General features: G+C 71.6%; 17 protein-coding genes. 11 read left to right on the top strand and 6 right to left on the bottom strand.

The window, feature by feature from the left end; translation table 11 throughout:
- Positions 1-411: 411 nt before the first annotated feature.
- From DEJ08_RS08825 to DEJ08_RS08805, 5 genes are all read left to right on the top strand, one after another.
- The gene (locus tag DEJ08_RS08825; RefSeq protein ID WP_071403931.1) at positions 412-897 is read left to right on the top strand and encodes a flagellar protein FlgN; all 486 of its coding nucleotides are present in this window, start codon (positions 412-414) and stop codon (positions 895-897) included.
- A 4-nt stretch (positions 898-901) separates the two neighbouring features.
- Positions 902-2,323, top strand: coding sequence for a flagellar hook-associated protein FlgK (gene flgK / locus DEJ08_RS08820; RefSeq protein WP_111054150.1), 1,422 nt, complete (start codon positions 902-904; stop codon positions 2,321-2,323).
- 2 nt (positions 2,324-2,325) lie between these two features.
- Entirely contained in the window at positions 2,326-3,207 is an 882-nt protein-coding gene (flgL, locus tag DEJ08_RS08815) for a flagellar hook-associated protein FlgL (RefSeq protein ID WP_111054149.1), read from the top strand.
- Entirely contained in the window at positions 3,204-3,572 is a 369-nt protein-coding gene (fliW, locus tag DEJ08_RS08810) for a flagellar assembly protein FliW (RefSeq protein ID WP_027465503.1), read from the top strand. Before flgL ends, fliW begins: the two co-directional genes overlap by 4 nt.
- A gap of 277 nt (positions 3,573-3,849) precedes the next feature.
- Positions 3,850-4,812 (top strand): hypothetical protein, encoded by a 963-nt coding sequence (locus DEJ08_RS08805; protein ID WP_111054148.1) that lies wholly within the window; start codon positions 3,850-3,852, stop codon positions 4,810-4,812.
- A 17-nt stretch (positions 4,813-4,829) separates the two neighbouring features.
- On the opposite strand, the gene DEJ08_RS08800 is transcribed toward DEJ08_RS08805, so the two are convergent.
- A complete protein-coding gene (locus DEJ08_RS08800; protein ID WP_111054147.1) occupies positions 4,830-5,477 on the bottom strand; it encodes a hypothetical protein in 648 nt (215 codons plus the stop codon).
- 38 nt (positions 5,478-5,515) lie between these two features.
- Here DEJ08_RS08800 and DEJ08_RS08795 point away from each other — a divergent pair, with 38 nt between their 5' ends.
- Positions 5,516-6,388, top strand: coding sequence for a hypothetical protein (locus DEJ08_RS08795; protein WP_181431590.1), 873 nt, complete (start codon positions 5,516-5,518; stop codon positions 6,386-6,388).
- 92 nt (positions 6,389-6,480) lie between these two features.
- Here the strand turns inward: DEJ08_RS08795 and DEJ08_RS08790 are convergent, their stop codons facing one another.
- Both DEJ08_RS08790 and DEJ08_RS08785 read right to left on the bottom strand, forming a co-directional pair.
- The gene (locus DEJ08_RS08790; RefSeq protein ID WP_071403937.1) at positions 6,481-7,449 is read right to left on the bottom strand and encodes a beta-ketoacyl-ACP synthase III; all 969 of its coding nucleotides are present in this window, start codon (positions 7,447-7,449) and stop codon (positions 6,481-6,483) included.
- 69 nt (positions 7,450-7,518) lie between these two features.
- The gene (locus DEJ08_RS08785; protein ID WP_071403938.1) at positions 7,519-7,911 is read right to left on the bottom strand and encodes a ChaB family protein; all 393 of its coding nucleotides are present in this window, start codon (positions 7,909-7,911) and stop codon (positions 7,519-7,521) included.
- A 99-nt stretch (positions 7,912-8,010) separates the two neighbouring features.
- Between DEJ08_RS08785 and DEJ08_RS08780 the strand changes: the two genes are divergently transcribed.
- On the top strand, positions 8,011-8,982 hold the full coding sequence (locus DEJ08_RS08780) for an aldo/keto reductase (RefSeq protein ID WP_111054146.1): 972 nt from the start codon (positions 8,011-8,013) through the stop codon (positions 8,980-8,982).
- A 163-nt stretch (positions 8,983-9,145) separates the two neighbouring features.
- On the opposite strand, the gene DEJ08_RS08775 is transcribed toward DEJ08_RS08780, so the two are convergent.
- Entirely contained in the window at positions 9,146-10,420 is a 1,275-nt protein-coding gene (locus tag DEJ08_RS08775) for an ammonium transporter (RefSeq protein ID WP_111054145.1), read from the bottom strand.
- 210 nt (positions 10,421-10,630) lie between these two features.
- Positions 10,631-11,653, bottom strand: coding sequence for a cell division protein ZapE (gene zapE / locus DEJ08_RS08770; RefSeq protein WP_111030005.1), 1,023 nt, complete (start codon positions 11,651-11,653; stop codon positions 10,631-10,633).
- Between the two features lie 171 nt (positions 11,654-11,824).
- Here zapE and DEJ08_RS08765 point away from each other — a divergent pair, with 171 nt between their 5' ends.
- The 4 genes from DEJ08_RS08765 (at position 11,825) to DEJ08_RS08750 (ending at position 14,085) form a co-directional block, all read left to right on the top strand.
- Entirely contained in the window at positions 11,825-12,736 is a 912-nt protein-coding gene (locus DEJ08_RS08765; RefSeq protein ID WP_111054144.1) for a sulfurtransferase, read from the top strand.
- Positions 12,733-13,191, top strand: coding sequence for a SufE family protein (locus tag DEJ08_RS08760; RefSeq protein ID WP_111054143.1), 459 nt, complete (start codon positions 12,733-12,735; stop codon positions 13,189-13,191). Before DEJ08_RS08765 ends, DEJ08_RS08760 begins: the two co-directional genes overlap by 4 nt.
- Before the next feature lie 139 nt (positions 13,192-13,330).
- Positions 13,331-13,672: a DUF6188 family protein gene (locus tag DEJ08_RS08755; RefSeq protein WP_111054142.1), complete on the top strand. Its 342-nt coding sequence runs from the start codon at positions 13,331-13,333 to the stop codon at positions 13,670-13,672.
- The gene (locus DEJ08_RS08750) at positions 13,669-14,085 is read left to right on the top strand and encodes a DUF6188 family protein (protein ID WP_111054141.1); all 417 of its coding nucleotides are present in this window, start codon (positions 13,669-13,671) and stop codon (positions 14,083-14,085) included. The genes DEJ08_RS08755 and DEJ08_RS08750 overlap by 4 nt, the downstream gene beginning before the upstream one ends.
- A 158-nt stretch (positions 14,086-14,243) precedes the next feature.
- Here DEJ08_RS08750 and DEJ08_RS08745 read toward each other — a convergent pair whose 3' ends face one another.
- Entirely contained in the window at positions 14,244-15,467 is a 1,224-nt protein-coding gene (locus DEJ08_RS08745) for an alpha/beta fold hydrolase (RefSeq protein ID WP_146247938.1), read from the bottom strand.
- Positions 15,468-15,486: the final 19 nt, after the last annotated feature.

Genomic DNA, 15,486 nt, shown 5'->3' with positions numbered 1-15,486 from the left:
CTCACCCGTCCGTGGGCGCGACGGACGCCGGCCTCGGATGGCCGGTGCGTACGCCGAAGACCCGCCCGGGTCCCTCCGAGCGGTGCACCCCGCGTCGTTCCCGAGCGGTTCCGGGTGTCCCCCGGGGTGCGTTCTGAATGTATCGGCTGGCAATGCGCTGAACAGGTGCACAACCGTCCCCAGTGCGGGGGTGTCAGGCCCCGTTTCCGGTCGGCATTTGGGGGGACCCGGGGTCGGGAACGCTCGTTCTTGTCCCCCGACGGGGGTCATCGGGTCACAGCGTCGACGAGTACGGGTGACGGCACTCGGCCGCCGGGGCTTACGGTCGCGGTCACCGAGTCGATAGGTCCCGGTGTCCGCAGGATGACGGACCGGGGGCCACCCCGACGAACCACCACCTGGGAGGAGCTGATGAGCGTGAACGACCTGTCCGCCGTGCTCTGGCGCGAACGCGAGCTGCTCGAACTGCTCACATTCAAGCTCGAGGAGGAGCAGCTCCTGCTCACCGCGGGCCGCTCCCGCTGGGTGTCGCACGCCAGCCGCGAGGTCGAGCAGGTCCTCGACCGGCTCCGCAGCACCGGTCTCGAACGCGCCGCACAGAGCGCCGAGGTCGCCGAGGAGTGGGGTGTCCCCGCCGACGCTCCCCTGCGGGACGTCGTCGCCGCGGCACCGAACGGGCCGTGGGGCGAGATCCTGTCGTCGCACCTCACCGCGATGGTCGAACTGACCACCCAGATCGGCGCCCTGCGCGACGAGAACGACCGGTTCCTCCGTGCCGCCGCCCAGGCCACCGAGGAGACCCTGGCGGGGACCGTCACCGGTGCCGCCACCTACGACGCCAGTGGCACGTCCGGCGCGGGCCAGGACGGCGCCCGCCTGTTCGAGGGGACGCTGTAGCACCGTGGTCAGCACCTTCGGATCCCTCGCGACCGCCTACTCCGGCCTCGCCGCCGCCCGTGCCGGCATCGACGTCACCGGCCAGAACATCGCGAACGCCGGCACCGCCGGGTACACGCGGCAGCGCGTCCCGCAGAACTCGATCCCCGCGACCCAGACCGGTTTCATGCGGGGCACCGCGGCCCTCGCCGGCCAGGGCGTCTCGGTCGACGGCATCGCCCGCCTGGCATCCCTCACACTCGACGCCGGCGTCCGCGTCGCCGCCGGTTCGTCCGCCTACGCCGACGCCCGCGCCACGGCGCTCTCCGCCCTCGAGACCGGGTTGCACGAGCCCGGCAAGGACGGCCTGAGCGCCAAGCTCGACGCGTTCTGGTCGTCCTGGAGCGAGCTCGCCAGCCACCCCGACGACCCGGGTGCCGCCAGCGCGGTGCTCGGGGCCGCCGGCACCGTCGTCTCCGCCCTGACCGCCGGCTCGAAGGCCGTCGACGCGCAGTGGTCCTCGGTGCGCGGCACCCTGACCGGGCAGGTCGCCCAGCTGAACGGTGCCGCGGAGCAGGTCGCCGACCTGAACGGCCGGATCCGCACCGCGCTCGCCTCGGGCGGCACCGCCAACGAGCTGCTCGACCAGCGCGACCAGCTCACGCAGCAGATCGCCACGCTCGCCGGCGGCACCACCCGGACGAACGCCGACGGCACGGTCGACGTGCTCCTCGGCGGCAACCCGCTCGTGCAGGGCACCGACGCCCGCTCGGTCGCCCTCGGCGGCGGCGAGCGTCTCGCCGACGGCACCGCCGTCACCCTGACCTGGACCACCGGAACGGCCGGGGCGGTCGGGCTGAGCGGCGGCTCCATCGGCGGCGCCCTCGCGGTCCTCGCGCCGGCGTCCGGCACCGGTACCGGCGGCGCACTCGCCGAGGCCTCCGCGTCCTACGACGCCGTGGCCACGCGGCTGGCCACCACCGTGAACACCCTGCACGCCGCCGGGACCACCCCGACCGGTACCACCGGCGCACCCTTCTTCTCCCTGGCGACCGGCGTCCCCGCCGCCCAGGCGCTCGGCGTCGTCCCCACGGACGCTAGCGGACTGGCGACGCGGAACGCGGCGGGGGAACTCGACGACTCGTTCGCCGACGCGCTCGCGCGACTCGGGGCGTCGTCGGACGGTGCCGACCAGGTCTGGGCGACGTTCGTGGCGGGGGTGGGCACCGCCTCCAGGTCGGCGACGTCGGAATCCACGATGACCGGACTCGCGCTCACCAACGCACGCACCCAGCAGCAGTCGGGCGCCGGCGTCGACCTCGACGAGGAGAACGTCAACCTGCTGAGCTACCAGCACGCGTACCAGGGCGCGGCGCGCGTCCTGACCGCGGTCGACGAGATGCTCGACACCATCATCAACCGCGTCGGACTCGTCGGGAGGGGCTGATCGTGATCACCCGTGTGACCACCCAGATGTCGATGGCGGCCGCGTCGGCCCGGCTGCAGGCCGGGGCCGCGCGGGTCGCCGAGCTCACCGACCAGGCCACGACGCTGCGTGCGATCCAGAAGCCCTCGGACGACCCGGTCGGCACCGCTTCGTCGATGCAGGTGCGCAAGGAGCAGGCCGCTGCAGCGCAGTACTCGCGGAACGCGAACGACGCCGCGGCCTGGCTCGCGACCACCGACAGTGCGCTGTCGAGCGTCTACTCGGTGCTCAACAGCGTCCGCGACCTCACCGTGCAGGCCGCGAACTCCGGCACCATGAGCGACACGAACCGCGACGCCTTCGTCACGCAGTTCCGGTCGCTCAAGGCGGACCTCGAGGCGCGGGCCAACACGACCTACGGCACCCGTTCGGTGTTCGCGGGATCGTCGACCGCCGCTGCTGCCTACGACCCAGCCACGGGCTGGGCGGCCGCCGGCACCGACGTGTCCCGGCGGATCGGTGACGGCACGACGGTGCGCGTCGACACCGCCGGCACCGCGGTCTTCGGGTCCGGCGACGACTCGGTGTTCGCGGTGATCGACTCCATCGTCAACGACCTGCAGAACGGGGTGAACGTGAACGCTCGGATCAACGACGTGGACGGCGCACTCGGGACCGTCCGCGGCGCCCAGGCCGACGTCGGGATCCGGCACGCCGCCGCGCTCACGGCGCAGGACTCGCTGAAGTCCGCGACCGTCTCGCTCGAGAGCCGTCGCGCCGACATCGAGGACGTCGACCTCGCCAAGGCCGTCCTCGACCTGCAGGTGCAGCAGACCAACTACCAGGCAGCCCTCGCCGTCACCGCGAAGGTCCTGCAGCCGACCCTGATGGACTACCTCCGATGAGCATCTCCCTGACCTTCGCCGTCCCGCCGTTCGGGCTCGCCCCCGCCGCGGCCTTCGAGTTGTCGCCGGTCGACGGCGCCGAGGGGCTGTTCACGCTCGTCGGCGACGACGCGCGGCTGTTCCTGCTCGACGCCGCGGTGCACCTGCCGTCGTACGCGCCGGAGCTCACCGACGAGCAGGCTGCCGGGCTCGGGCTGACCGACCCCGCCGACGCGATGCTGCTGGTGGTCGCGAACCCCGGGGCGTCCGGCACCACGGTCAACCTGCTCGCGCCGATCGTCGTGAACGCCCGGACGGCCGTGGGCGCGCAGGTCATCCTCGAGGAGCAGGACCTGCCGCTGCGGGCGGAGCTCGCGCGGGTGTAGCGCGGGCGGGGCTGGGCGCGGCGGGGCGGGCGGGCGCGGGCTCCGGACTGGTCGACGCGGAACGACACTGTCGACGTCGTACGACATCGGTGCTGTCGCACCCCCGCGTCTGCAACTGTTCCGCACGCGTGACAGCGACAGAGTCGCCGTCGTACGACATCGACATCGTCGCAAGTTGCGTCCGCCTCATCCCTCCACAGCCTGGAGGCCCGGCTCGTCATCCCCAGATCGGCCCACCGCCGCCCCGTGGTCGGGCCCGGCAATCGATGGTTGATCCATGGACGACCGCGCACGCACCATCCCCCTCATCCGCACGACCGGCAAGCCCAGCGCCGAACGCCGGGCCCTGCAACGCCGGGTCCGTCTTGGGGAGTTGATCGCGGTCCGTCCCGGGGTCCTGGTCTCCCCGTCGTCGGTCGTCGGACTCCGGCCCGAGGACCACCTGTTGCTCCTGGTGCGCGCGACCGCGCCGATGGTCCACACGCCGAGGGCGTTCGCGCGCTCCGCAGCGGCCGCCGTGCACGGACTGCCCTTCGTCCATGCCCCTCCGTCGAAACTCGACGTCGTCGATCCGCGCCGCGAACGCTCCGACACGTCCGCGTACCTCCGGCTCCACCCCGGACCGCTCGTCCACGCGCCGACGACGGCCTCACGGTGGGCCGGCCTGCCCGCGACCACCCCCGCCGACATCGACGGAGCGCCAGTCACGTCGTTGGCACGGACCCTCGTCGACATCGCGGGGTCGTCCACCCTCGAGTTCGCACTGCCGATGATCGACCAGGCACTCCACGACCGGCGTCTCCTGCCCGAGATCCTGCTCGACGAACTCACCACGACGACACCCGCGGGTCACGACAAGGCGGGGATTGTGGTGGGGATGGGGTCGGCGCTGTCGGGGTCACCCGCGGAGTCGGTGTGCCGGGTGCGGTTCCGGGAGCTCGGAGTGCCGGAGCCGGTGCAGCAGCACGTGTTCGCCCGGGCCGGATCGGCCACGGCGATCGTGGACTTCTGGTTCCCGGACCAGGGCGTCGTGGTCGAGGTCGACGGCCGCGCGAAGTACGAGGACCCGGTGCTGCTCGACGGGCGCTCCACCGCGGACGCGCACTGGCGCGAGAAGCGGCGTGAGGACTTCATCCGGTCGTTCCCCGAGGTCCGCGCGGTCGTGCGGCTCTCGTGGGCCGACCTGATGCAGCCCGACCGGGTGCGGGCTGCCCTGCGGCGTGCGGGTGTCCCGTGCTGAGGCTGCGTGTTCGACGATCAGCGCGGACGACGCGGCGCATCCGGGTGGTACGTGCGCTGACGCTCGATCCGCGGGCGGCCGGAGGACGCCCCGATGTCCACTGCCCCACCGACCACGACCTCGCCGAGCCCCACGCGCACCCCACGGACCGGCCCGGTGCCCTTCACCACGCCGCCGCGGTGGTCCGGGTCGGGTTCGCGGTGGTCGCCGCCGTCCTCGAGCTCGACGTCGCGCACGGACACCGGCCCGAGCACCTGCGCGCCCACACCGATCCGCGCCGGCCCCTCGACGAGACACCCGGCCGTCAGGCGAGCCCGACCACCGATCACGACGTCGGCCCCGTCCGCGACGACGGTGACGGGGCCCGGGCCGAGTTCGGCGCCCTCCCCGATGTGCACCGTCGCCGCAGACGCCACGACGGTCACGGGTCCGGGGCCCAAGCGGGCACCGGTAGCCAGCGTGATCGCCCCACCGTGACAGGTCTCGAGCGTCGTGGACGGGTACAGCACCACGCCAGGCAGGACCGACACGCCCACCCCGATCAGGACGGACGCCGGATCGAGGACCCGGACCTCGGGCGAGAGAGCGGCCACCTGCCGGACGGTCAGGAACCCGGCCGCACGACGGGCGTCGTCGAGTGCTCGCTGCGCGGGGTCGGTGTCCATCCAGCGAGCCTCTCACGTGTGCGGCGTACGGTGAGCGCATGGCCCGCGCCCCGAAGGACCAGTCGATCGTGCCCCTGCCGACCGCACCGGTCTCCCCCACCACGTCCGACCCCCGAACGCAGCAGGTCCAGCCCACGGGCTGGGCGAAGTGGCTCGATCGGGTCATCAGTGTGCAGCGTCCCGTCGTGGTCGCGCACGTCAACGCGATCCGTCGCCGCAAGCCCGACGCGACCCCCGCCGAGGTGATCCAGATCCTTGAGCGGCAGTACCTGGCCGCCGTCACGACCGGTGGCGCCGCGGTCGGTGCGAGTGCGGTGATCCCCGGCGTCGGGATGGCCGCTGCGCTCGGACTGAGCGGCGCCGAGACGGTCGGGTTCCTCGAGACCACCGCGCTGTTCGCACAGTCGGTGACCGAGGTCCACGGCATCGCGCTGGACGACCCGGAGCGCGCCCGCACGCTGGTGATGGCGATGATCCTCGGCGCACCGGGCACGCAGCTCATCAAGCAGCTCGCCGGACAGGCTGCCGGCGGGCAGGCCCGGACGGCGTTCTGGGGCGAGATGGTGACGTCCTCGCTGCCGAAGCAGGTCGTCAACGGCATCGGCGGACAGGTCCGCGACCAGTTCATCAAGCGCTTCGCCATCCGGCAGGGCGGTTCCGTCCTCGGACGTGCGCTGCCGTTCGGCATCGGAGCGGCGGTCGGCGGTCTGGGGAACCACGCCCTCGGGCGCAAGGTCATCCAGGCGTCGCGGACCGGGTTCGGGATGCCGCCGGCGGAGTTCCCGATCGTGCTGACGGTCACCCCGGCTGCCGAGAAGACCCGGCGTGCCCTGCCGTGGAAGCGCGGCGCAGGCAAGGACCAGGACCTCTGGACCGAGCCGGGCCAGGACGACCCCCGCTCGAAGCGTTAGCCAGGACGACCGAGAACGGCCCGGCGCGACGCCGAGCAGGGCCCGGGCACGGATGCTCAGCAGCCGGGCCCGGGCCCTTCGTGCAACTGCGCCTAGAAGGATCGCACCGGCGTCGTCACGACCTGGCCGGCATGGGCGAACCCACCACCGAACCCGAACAGCAGGGCCGGCACCCCCTCCGGGAGGTCGCCGCGCTCCCAGGCCTTCGAGAGCCCGAGCGGCACGCTGGCGGCCGAGGTGTTCCCGGACTCGACGACGTCACGGATGACGAACTTCGACTCCCCGCCGAGCGCGGTGACGAGCGGCTCGATGATCCGCAGGTTCGCCTGGTGGAACGCGAACACCTCGATGTCGTCCATCGTGAGTCCGGCGGCCTCGACGACCTTGCGGGCGTGCCCCTCGGCCTCGGTGATGGCCCACCGGTAGATCGAGCGACCCTCCTGGTTGAAGCGCCCCGGCGACCCTTCGACACGCACGGCGTCGAGCAGGTGCGGCACGCTCCCCCACGACACCGGGCCGATCTCGGGCGTCTCGGCGACCCCGAGCACGGCGGCACCGGCCCCGTCACCGACGAGCACGCACGTCGACCGGTCGGTCCAGTCGGCGATCCCCGACAGCACCTCGGACCCGATGACGAGCGCGACGTCGGCCGAACCGGTGCGGATGGACTGGTCGGCGAGCCCGAGCGCGTACTCGAACCCGCTGCACGCGGTGTTGATGTCGATCGGCGCCGGGCCGTTCGTCATGCCCAGTGCGGCGGCGACGCGGCCTGCCGTGTACGGGGCGCGGTCCTGGTGGGTGGTGGAGGCGACGATGACGAGTCCGACGGCCGAGGGCGACACCCCAGCGTCGGCGAGGGCACGGCGTCCGGCCTCGATGGCCAACGACGTGACGGTGTCGTCGGGCCCGGCGATCCGACGGGTCTGGATCCCGGTGCGGGTGCGGATCCACTCGTCGTTCGTGTCGACCATCGTCGAGAGCTCGTCGTTGGTCAGGACGCGTTCGGGCTGGTGGTGTCCGAACCCGAGGATCCGGCTGCCGCGGAGTGCTGGGATGTTCATCGTCGGCACGTTACCCCCTCACCCCACCGCCGCATGCCGACCGGGGAATGGACGGCGCCCCACCCGCGGTCACTTCCGCGCGGCAGCGGTCGCGCGGTCGTTCGCCTTGCCGATCGCCTCGACCAGCTCGTCCTTCGTCATCTTGGAGCGGCCGCTGACGTCGAGCCGCTTCGCGACGTCCATCAGGTGCGCCTTCGAGGCGTTCGCGTCGACACCCCCCTCGGTCTTCCCGGAACCGCGGGAGCCGGCGGCACCGGAGTCGGACGGCCCGGAGGACTCCTTCTCCTCCCAGTGGTCGCCGACCTTCTCGTACTCGTGCTTCACGGCGGCGAAGGCCGTGCGGTGCGCCCGCTCACCCGGGCCGTACGTCTCGTTCGCCGAGTCCAGTGTCTTCTCGAAGATCTCCTGCGCGTGCTCCGGGGACCGCTGCAGGGTGCTGGGGATCTCGTCCTTAGCTGGCATGGCTGCTCCTCTCGAGTGGTCCCTCCTGACTACTCCCCACCACTCGACCGGTACTCCCAGGGCCTGGCACCACCAGCGCGTCACGAGTAGACCCGTCTCATGGACTACACACACCTCGGTCGCACCGGTCTGTCCGTCTCCCGCGCCGTGCTCGGCACGATGAACTTCGGCCCGGAGACCAGCGAGGACGACTCGCACGCGATCATGGACCGGGCCCACGAGCTCGGCGTCAACTTCTTCGACACCGCCAACGGCTACGGCGGCTCGGTGGGCAAGGGTGCCACCGAGGAGATCATCGGACGGTGGTTCGCCAAGGGTGGCGGTCGCCGCGAGAAGACGGTCCTCGCCACGAAGGTCTACGGCGAGATGACCGACTGGCCGAACGCCGGCAAGCTCAGCGCCCTGAACATCCGGCAGTCGCTCGACGCGAGCCTGCAGCGGCTGCAGACCGACCACATCGACCTGTACCAGTTCCACCACGTCGACCGTGCGACGCCGTGGGACGAGATCTGGCAGGCGATCGACGTCGCCGTGCAGCAGGGCAAGGTCCTGTACGTCGGCTCGTCGAACTTCGCCGGGTGGCACATCGCACAGGCGCAGGAGGCAGCGAAGCGCCGGAACACCTTCGGCCTGGTCAGCGAGCAGTCGATCTACAACCTCGTGGTCCGCGACGTCGAGCGCGAGGTCCTGCCCGCCGCCCGCGCGTACGGCCTCGGCGTGATCCCCTGGTCGCCGCTGCAGGGCGGCCTGCTCGGCGGCGTCATCGAGAAGACCGAGAACGGGTCCCGTCGGCTCTCCGGCCGCAGCGCCGAGTACGTCGACGCGCACCGCGACCAGCTGCAGTCGTACGAGTCGTTCGCGAAGGAGCTCGGCCACACGCCCGGCGAGCTGGCCCTCGCCTGGCTGCTGCACCAGCCCGGCGTCACGGCGCCGATCACCGGCCCCCGCACGATGGAGCAGTGGGAGTCCGCGGTCCGCGCCGTCGACATCCGCCTCGACCAGCGTGCGCTGGACCGTCTCGACGAGATCTTCCCGGGGCACGAGACCTCGCCGGAGGACTACGCGTGGTGAGCTGAGCCCGGAAAGCAGGGCACAGCCGGGAGGCGCGGTGCGGGACGGACCCGCACCGCGCCTCCCGGCCGTGGTCACGTCGAGAACGCGACCAACGCAACGACGACGGGCCCCGCGCTGCTGTGTGCGCGGGGCCCGTCGTCGTGCGGGTGGTGCCTGGTGACTAGCGGACGCTGACCGGGCTGTCGTCGGTCTGCTCGTAGAGGACGTAGCCCTCTTCGCCGTGGACCGCGGTGTCGATGCCGGCGACCTCGTCCTCGGTCTTGACGCGGAAGCCCATCGTCTTCTCGATCGCGAACCCGATGACCAGGGCGAGCACGAACGAGTAGACGCCGACGGCGAGGGCCGCTACGGCCTGCTTGCCGAGCTGCTCGAACGAGCCGGAGTAGATCAGGCCGGTGTCGTTGGCGAAGAAGCCGAGGAACAGCGTGCCGAAGATGCCGCCGACCAGGTGGACGCCGACCACGTCGAGCGAGTCGTCGAAGCCCAGGCGGTACTTCCAGTCGATCGCGAAGCAGCAGACGATGCCGGCGAGGAAGCCGAGCAGGATGCCCCAGCCCGGGGTCAGCGCGGCACAGGCCGGGGTGATCGCGACGAGGCCGGTGACGGCACCCGATGCGGCACCGACAGAGGTGGCCTTGCCGTCCTTGAGCTTCTCGATGAGCAGCCAGCCGAGGATGGCGGCGGCCGGGGCGGCGAGGGTGTTCACCCAGGCGATCGCGGCGATGCCGTCAGCAGCACCCTCGGAGCCGGCGTTGAAGCCGAACCAGCCGAACCACAGGATGGCGGCACCGAGCAGGACGAAGGGCGGGTTGTGCGGCTTGTGGGCACCCTTGGCGAAGCCGACGCGCTTGCCGAGCACGATCGCCAGGGCGAGACCCGCTGCACCGGCGTTGATGTGCACCGCGGTGCCACCGGCGAAGTCGATGACGCCCCACGTGGCGGCCCAGCCCGAGGTCAGGTTGAAGACCCACGAGGCGACCGGGAAGTAGACGACCGTCACCCAGACGCCGGCGAAGACCATCCACGCGCCGAACTTGGCGCGGTCGGCGATGGCACCGGAGATGAGCGCGACGGTGATGATCGCGAACGTCGCCTGGAAGCCGACGAAGGCCATCGACGGGTACGCCGCCTGGATGTTCGAGGACTGCGCTTCCTCGAAGGCCTGGCCGAGACCGATCTGGTTCCAGTCGATGCTGAAGAACCCGACCACGCCGGAGACCGCCGTGCCGTCGCCGTGGTTGGCGAAGGCGATCGCGTAGCCGTAGACCACCCAGAGCACGCTCACGAGCGCGATCGCACCGAACGACATCATCATCATGGAGATGACGGACTTGGCCTTCACCAAGCCGCCGTAGAAGAAGGCCAGGCCGGGTGTCATGAACAACACCAGCGCAGCCATCACCAACACGAACGTCGTGTTGCCCTGATCAACCATCTGCTCACCTCTCGATTGCACGAGCGGCTCTTGGACCGCCTCGGGTGTCACAGAGTCTGGCGAGGCGAGGTTTCACGAGGGAGCACGAACTGTTTCGCGGATGTAACGCGACCGCGCCGTTTGTAAACGTCGTGTTTCCAGCGGCCCGATGTCCCCTGCGCGAGGGGCAGGAGACCGCCGTGGACAGATCGGTCTGACGGCGAGCGACGCTCAGGCGCGGGTGAGCGCCACCACGCGGGACGCCGCGCGCAGGTACTTCTTGCGGTACCCGCCCTCGAGCATCACGTCGGGGTACACCTGGTCGAGCGGGGTGCCCGACGCGACGATGCGCACCTGCGCGTCGTACAGCCGGTCCACCAGGGCGACCCAGCGCAGCGCGTCGGTCTGGTCGGTGAACGCCCGGACGTCGGTGAGCCCGACGGCGTCGAGGTCCTCGACCAGCGCGACGTACTTCGACGGGTGCACGGAACCCAGGTGCGCGACCACCGCACCGAAGTCGTCGAGCGTCACGGAGCCGGACGGCAGCGCGGCGGGCACGTCGGACACCACCTGCGCCGACTCGTCCACGGCACGGCGGCGGTAGTCGAGGCCGTCGATGCGCATGGTGTCGAAGCGGTCCGACATCGCCTGGATCTCGCGCAGGAAGTCCTGCGCGGCGAAGCGTCCCTCACCCAGGGCTCCCGGGGGCGTGTTCGACGTCGCGGCGAAGCGGGTGCCGGTCTCGGTCAGTTCCTTGATGAGCCGGGTCATCACCATCGTGTCGCCCGGGTCGTCGAGCTCGAACTCGTCGATGCACACCAGCGCGGTGCCGCGGAGCAGGTCGACCGTTCCCTGGAACCCCAGGGCGCCCACGAGCGCGGTGTACTCGATGAAGGTGCCGAAGGTCTTCCGGCCGGTGGCCGCGTGGTAGGCGGCTGCGAGCAGGTGGGTCTTGCCGACACCGAACCCGCCGTCCAGGTACACGCCGGACTTCGCCGCCGGTTCCGCCGCCTGCTTCCGACGCCCGAACAGCCCGCGCCGCGGGGCCTCCGTCGGACCGGCGGCCACGAACGCGGCGACGGCATCGCGGACCGAGGCCTGCGAGTCGTAGTCCGGGTCCGGCCGGTACGAGTCGAACGACGCGTCCGTGAACTGCGGCGGGGGCACGAGCGCCGCAGCCATCTGCTGCGGCGTCACCTGGGGATCACGGTCGACGAGGTGAGCGGGCAATCGGGGAACCCTTCCGGGAAGCATGTCGTGGGGTGTCACGTTGCGTCAGGAGCACGGTACGTCCGCGTACCGTTGCCCACAGGCACCGACGCCCGATCCTAGTCCGGCGCCGGCAGCACGCACCCGGGCACAATGCTCGGCCCGCACCACGCTCGCCCCGCACCACGCTCCCCCGCACCCCTGGAGGTACCCCCGATGACCGCACCGGTCGACCCGTCCGAGAAGTTCGCCGCCTACGCGCACCCGGAGCGCCTCGTCTCCACCGAGTGGCTGCAGGAGCAACTCGACGCCGGGGCCGCCGCGCCCGACCTGGTGGTCGTCGAGTCCGACGAGGACGTCCTGCTCTACGAGACGGGGCACATCCCGGGTGCTGTGAAGATCGACTGGCACACCGACCTCAACGACCCGGTGCAGCGCGACTACATCGACGGCGCCGCGTTCGCCGAGCTCCTCGGCGGCAAGGGCATCGGCCGCGACACCACCGTCGTGATCTACGGCGACAAGAACAACTGGTGGGCGGCGTACGCCCTCTGGGTGTTCACCCTGTTCGGCCACGAGGACGTCCGCCTGCTCGACGGCGGTCGCGGCAAGTGGATCGCCGAGGACCGCGCCCTGACCACCGACGAGACCCCGGTCACGCCCGTCGAGTACCCCGTCGTCGAGCGCCACGACGCGCCCGTCCGCGCCTTCAAGGACGACGTCCTCGCGCACCTCGGCAAGCCGCTCATCGACGTCCGCAGCGCCCCGGAGTACAGCGGGGAGCGCACGACCGCGCCCGACTACCCGGAAGAGGGTGCGCTGCGCGGCGGCCACGTCCCCACCGCCGTGAACATCCCCTGGGCGACGGCCGCCGCCCCCGACGGCACCTTCAAGTCGCGCGACGAGCTCGACGCCGTCTACCGTGACGGCGCCGGCATCGGTGACGCCGACGAGGTCATCGCATACTGCCGCATCGGTGAGCGCTCGAGCCACACCTGGTTCGTCCTGCAGCACCTGCTCGGCTACGACAACGTCCGCAACTACGACGGCTCGTGGACCGAGTGGGGGAGCGCCGTCCGCGTCCCCATCGTGCAGGGATCCGAGCCGGGTACTGTTCGGAACCGATGAACGCCAGCACCGACGCACCACTCCCCGCCACCCTCGCCGAGATCCGCGACGACTTCCTCGCCCTGGGCCAGAAGGACCGCCTGCAGCTCCTGCTCGAGTTCTCGAACGAGCTGCCTGCGCTGCCCGAACGCCTGCAGGGGCACGAGGACGAGCTCGAACGTGTCGAGGAGTGCCAGTCCCCCGTCTTCATCACCGTGACGGTGGGCGAGGACGGCGACGCCCCGGACGTGGTCCGGATGCACGCCACCGCCCCGCGCGAGGCGCCGACCACCCGCGGCTTCGCCTCGATCCTGGCGCAGGGCGTGTCCGGCCTGACCGTCGAGCAGGTGCTCGCCGTCCCGACGGACTACCCGCTGACCATCGGCCTGTCCGAGGCGGTCAGCCCGCTGCGGATCCGCGGCATGGTGGGCATGCTCGGCCGCGTGCAGCGTCAGGTGCAGGCGGCGGTCGCGTAGACGCGACCCACTGACGGACGGGAGGCGCGGTGCCAGCTGGCACCGCGCCTCCCGTCCGTCGATGCATCCGCTTTCCGGCATCGCAGTCGCTGGCCATGCCAGGCTGGGTCGTCAGCACCATGAGGAGGGGGAACCGACGATGGCGACGAACCACAGGAACGATCCGGCCCGCTCCTCCGTCCGCCCCCGGAACACGCTCGACTTCATCGGCGTCGACTTCCGGCTCGATCTGCGCTTCACCGACGGTTCCGGCGTCCAGCTCGAATCTGCCTGCACCGTCACCGACCGGTCCGGACGCAGCGTGGTCGTCGACCCGGAGCGCAAGGACTCCCTGCTCCCGATCCTGCGGCTGTTCGGTGCCGAGCTCGTTCGGAGTTCGATCGACGACGGCGTGCGCACACTGACCTTCGCCGACGGCGCGACCCTCGTCGCGGATGCGGATGCGGATGCGGATGCGGATGCGGACGGGGATCGAGGGTGAGCCGCGTTCCGGGGCCGCCCTTCGCGCTGGACATCGTCGGCGACACCGTCGACTTCATCGGCATCGGACCGGACGTGACGCTCCGCTTCTCGAGCGGTGCGTCGCTGCGGTTCGAAACCGACCTCGCGCTGACGGACTCTGACGGGGAGCACGCTTTCCTCGATCCCGGCGACGCACCGTCCCTGCTCGACCTCCTCGCCCTGCACACCAAGGTCGTTTCGGACGGTGCAGTCACGGGCGCGCGGATCGCCATCCGGTTCGTGTCGGGTGAGTTGCTCGAGGGCTGGTCGAACCGCCGAGGTCCGTCCTGGCACTACAGCGAACCAGGGCGCGCACGGGTCGACATCGACGTCCTGCCCGACGGCGAGGTCCGGTACCGACACAGCCCGTCGTCCGCGGAGATCCGGCGGTGACGGACGTTGCCGCACCACCCGCTTGGTGAGCAGAAATGGTCGGGTGTCGGACGGCGACCCGACCATTCCTGCTCACCAAGCGACCGTACGGACGCAACGACGGACGGGAGGCACGGTGCCAGCTGACACCGCGCCTCCCGTCCGCCGTTCGGTCGCGGCTACCGCGCGCTGGCCGCCCCGCGCCGCTGGACCACCTCGGTCAGCCACGCGAGGATCCGCGCGTCGAACCAGTCGGCGTCGTGGTTCCAGAGCTTGGTGTGCCGGGCCGTGGTCTGGATCTCGAGTCGCACCAGGTCGGGCCGCGCGCGGGCCAGGTCGTGCGAGGCCGAGGACGGCACGAACCCGTCGTCGTCGCTGTGCAGCAGCAGGATCGGCACCGTGAGCTCGTCGGATCGCGTGACCATGTCGAGCTCGCGCAGGTCCACAGGAGCCTGGAGACCGGCGAGCCGGTGCAGCACCGGCGTGCGGAGCAGGCGCTGCGCGACCTTGCGCACCGGACGTGGCAGGCGCAGGAGCTGGCTCTGCGACTTCAGCACGGCGTGCCAGTCGACCACTGGGGACTCGAGCACCACCCCGTCGACCAGGCCGGCGAAGCGCGAGCGGAGCAGGGTCTGCAGCACGACGGCGCCGCCCATCGACCAGCCCATGAGCACGACGCTCTGGGCGTCCTGCGCGGTGAGCCAGCGGAGGACGGAGTCGACGTCCTCCCACTCGGTGCTGCCGAGGCCGTAGCGGCCGTCGACGCTCGGCGGGGCGACGCCGTCGTTCCGCCACGAGGCGAGCACGACCGAGTACCCGGCGGCGCGGAAGACGGGGACGGCGCGGATCGTCTCGGCACGGGTCACACCGCGGCCGTGAACCAGGACGGCCCACGGCGCTGCCGGGTCGTCGGCGCGGACGACCCAGGCGGGGGCGGGGCCGTTCGGGGTGGGGATGTCGACGTCCTCGACGGGCACGTCGAGCTCGCCCGGGGTCAGGTAGAACCAGCCGCCCCAGCGACCGCGACGAGCGGCGGTCGGGTCGCCGGCGTCGATCGCGATGATGCGGCGCGTGACGGTGGTGTCGGTCGTGCCGAGGACCTCGCCGACGCGCATGTGGCCGGTGCCGCCGCCGAACCAGAGCGAGTAGCGGCCCTGCAGCTCGGTGTCGGCGGTGCGCTCGATCGTGACGGTCTTCCGGACGGGGTCGACGGCGTGGATCGGGACGCGTTCGTTGCGCTTGCGGTCGGGGGTGACGACGGCACGGGCGACGGCGGCGACGAAGCCACCGATGACGGCCGTCCCCACCGCGGCAGCTGCCAGACCGGCGCCGAGTGCGATGAACCCGGCCGATCGAGCGGTCTCCTGGACGACGTCCTCGGCGGGTCGCGCGGATCGGGACATGGCCCGGAGCCTAGTCTGC

The organism is Curtobacterium sp. MCLR17_054 (genome assembly GCF_003234335.2).
Lineage (GTDB): Bacteria > Actinomycetota > Actinomycetes > Actinomycetales > Microbacteriaceae > Curtobacterium > Curtobacterium flaccumfaciens.
This window is presented reverse-complemented; position numbering and strand designations above follow the sequence as displayed.

Bases quoted from the DNA above. Each gene is read 5' to 3' on its own strand.
- DEJ08_RS08825 (WP_071403931.1), top strand. From the start codon at position 412: ATGAGCGTGAACGACCTGTCCGCCGTGCTCTGGCGCGAACGCGAGCTG.
- fliW (WP_027465503.1), top strand. From the start codon at position 3,204: ATGAGCATCTCCCTGACCTTCGCCGTCCCGCCGTTCGGGCTCGCCCCC.
- DEJ08_RS08805 (WP_111054148.1), top strand. From the start codon at position 3,850: ATGGACGACCGCGCACGCACCATCCCCCTCATCCGCACGACCGGCAAG.
- DEJ08_RS08800 (WP_111054147.1), bottom strand. From the start codon at position 5,477: ATGGACACCGACCCCGCGCAGCGAGCACTCGACGACGCCCGTCGTGCG.
- DEJ08_RS08795 (WP_181431590.1), top strand. From the start codon at position 5,516: ATGGCCCGCGCCCCGAAGGACCAGTCGATCGTGCCCCTGCCGACCGCA.
- DEJ08_RS08790 (WP_071403937.1), bottom strand. From the start codon at position 7,449: ATGAACATCCCAGCACTCCGCGGCAGCCGGATCCTCGGGTTCGGACAC.
- DEJ08_RS08785 (WP_071403938.1), bottom strand. From the start codon at position 7,911: ATGCCAGCTAAGGACGAGATCCCCAGCACCCTGCAGCGGTCCCCGGAG.
- DEJ08_RS08780 (WP_111054146.1), top strand. From the start codon at position 8,011: ATGGACTACACACACCTCGGTCGCACCGGTCTGTCCGTCTCCCGCGCC.
- DEJ08_RS08775 (WP_111054145.1), bottom strand. From the start codon at position 10,420: ATGGTTGATCAGGGCAACACGACGTTCGTGTTGGTGATGGCTGCGCTG.
- zapE (WP_111030005.1), bottom strand. From the start codon at position 11,653: ATGCTTCCCGGAAGGGTTCCCCGATTGCCCGCTCACCTCGTCGACCGT.
- DEJ08_RS08765 (WP_111054144.1), top strand. From the start codon at position 11,825: ATGACCGCACCGGTCGACCCGTCCGAGAAGTTCGCCGCCTACGCGCAC.
- DEJ08_RS08760 (WP_111054143.1), top strand. From the start codon at position 12,733: ATGAACGCCAGCACCGACGCACCACTCCCCGCCACCCTCGCCGAGATC.
- DEJ08_RS08755 (WP_111054142.1), top strand. From the start codon at position 13,331: ATGGCGACGAACCACAGGAACGATCCGGCCCGCTCCTCCGTCCGCCCC.
- DEJ08_RS08745 (WP_146247938.1), bottom strand. From the start codon at position 15,467: ATGTCCCGATCCGCGCGACCCGCCGAGGACGTCGTCCAGGAGACCGCT.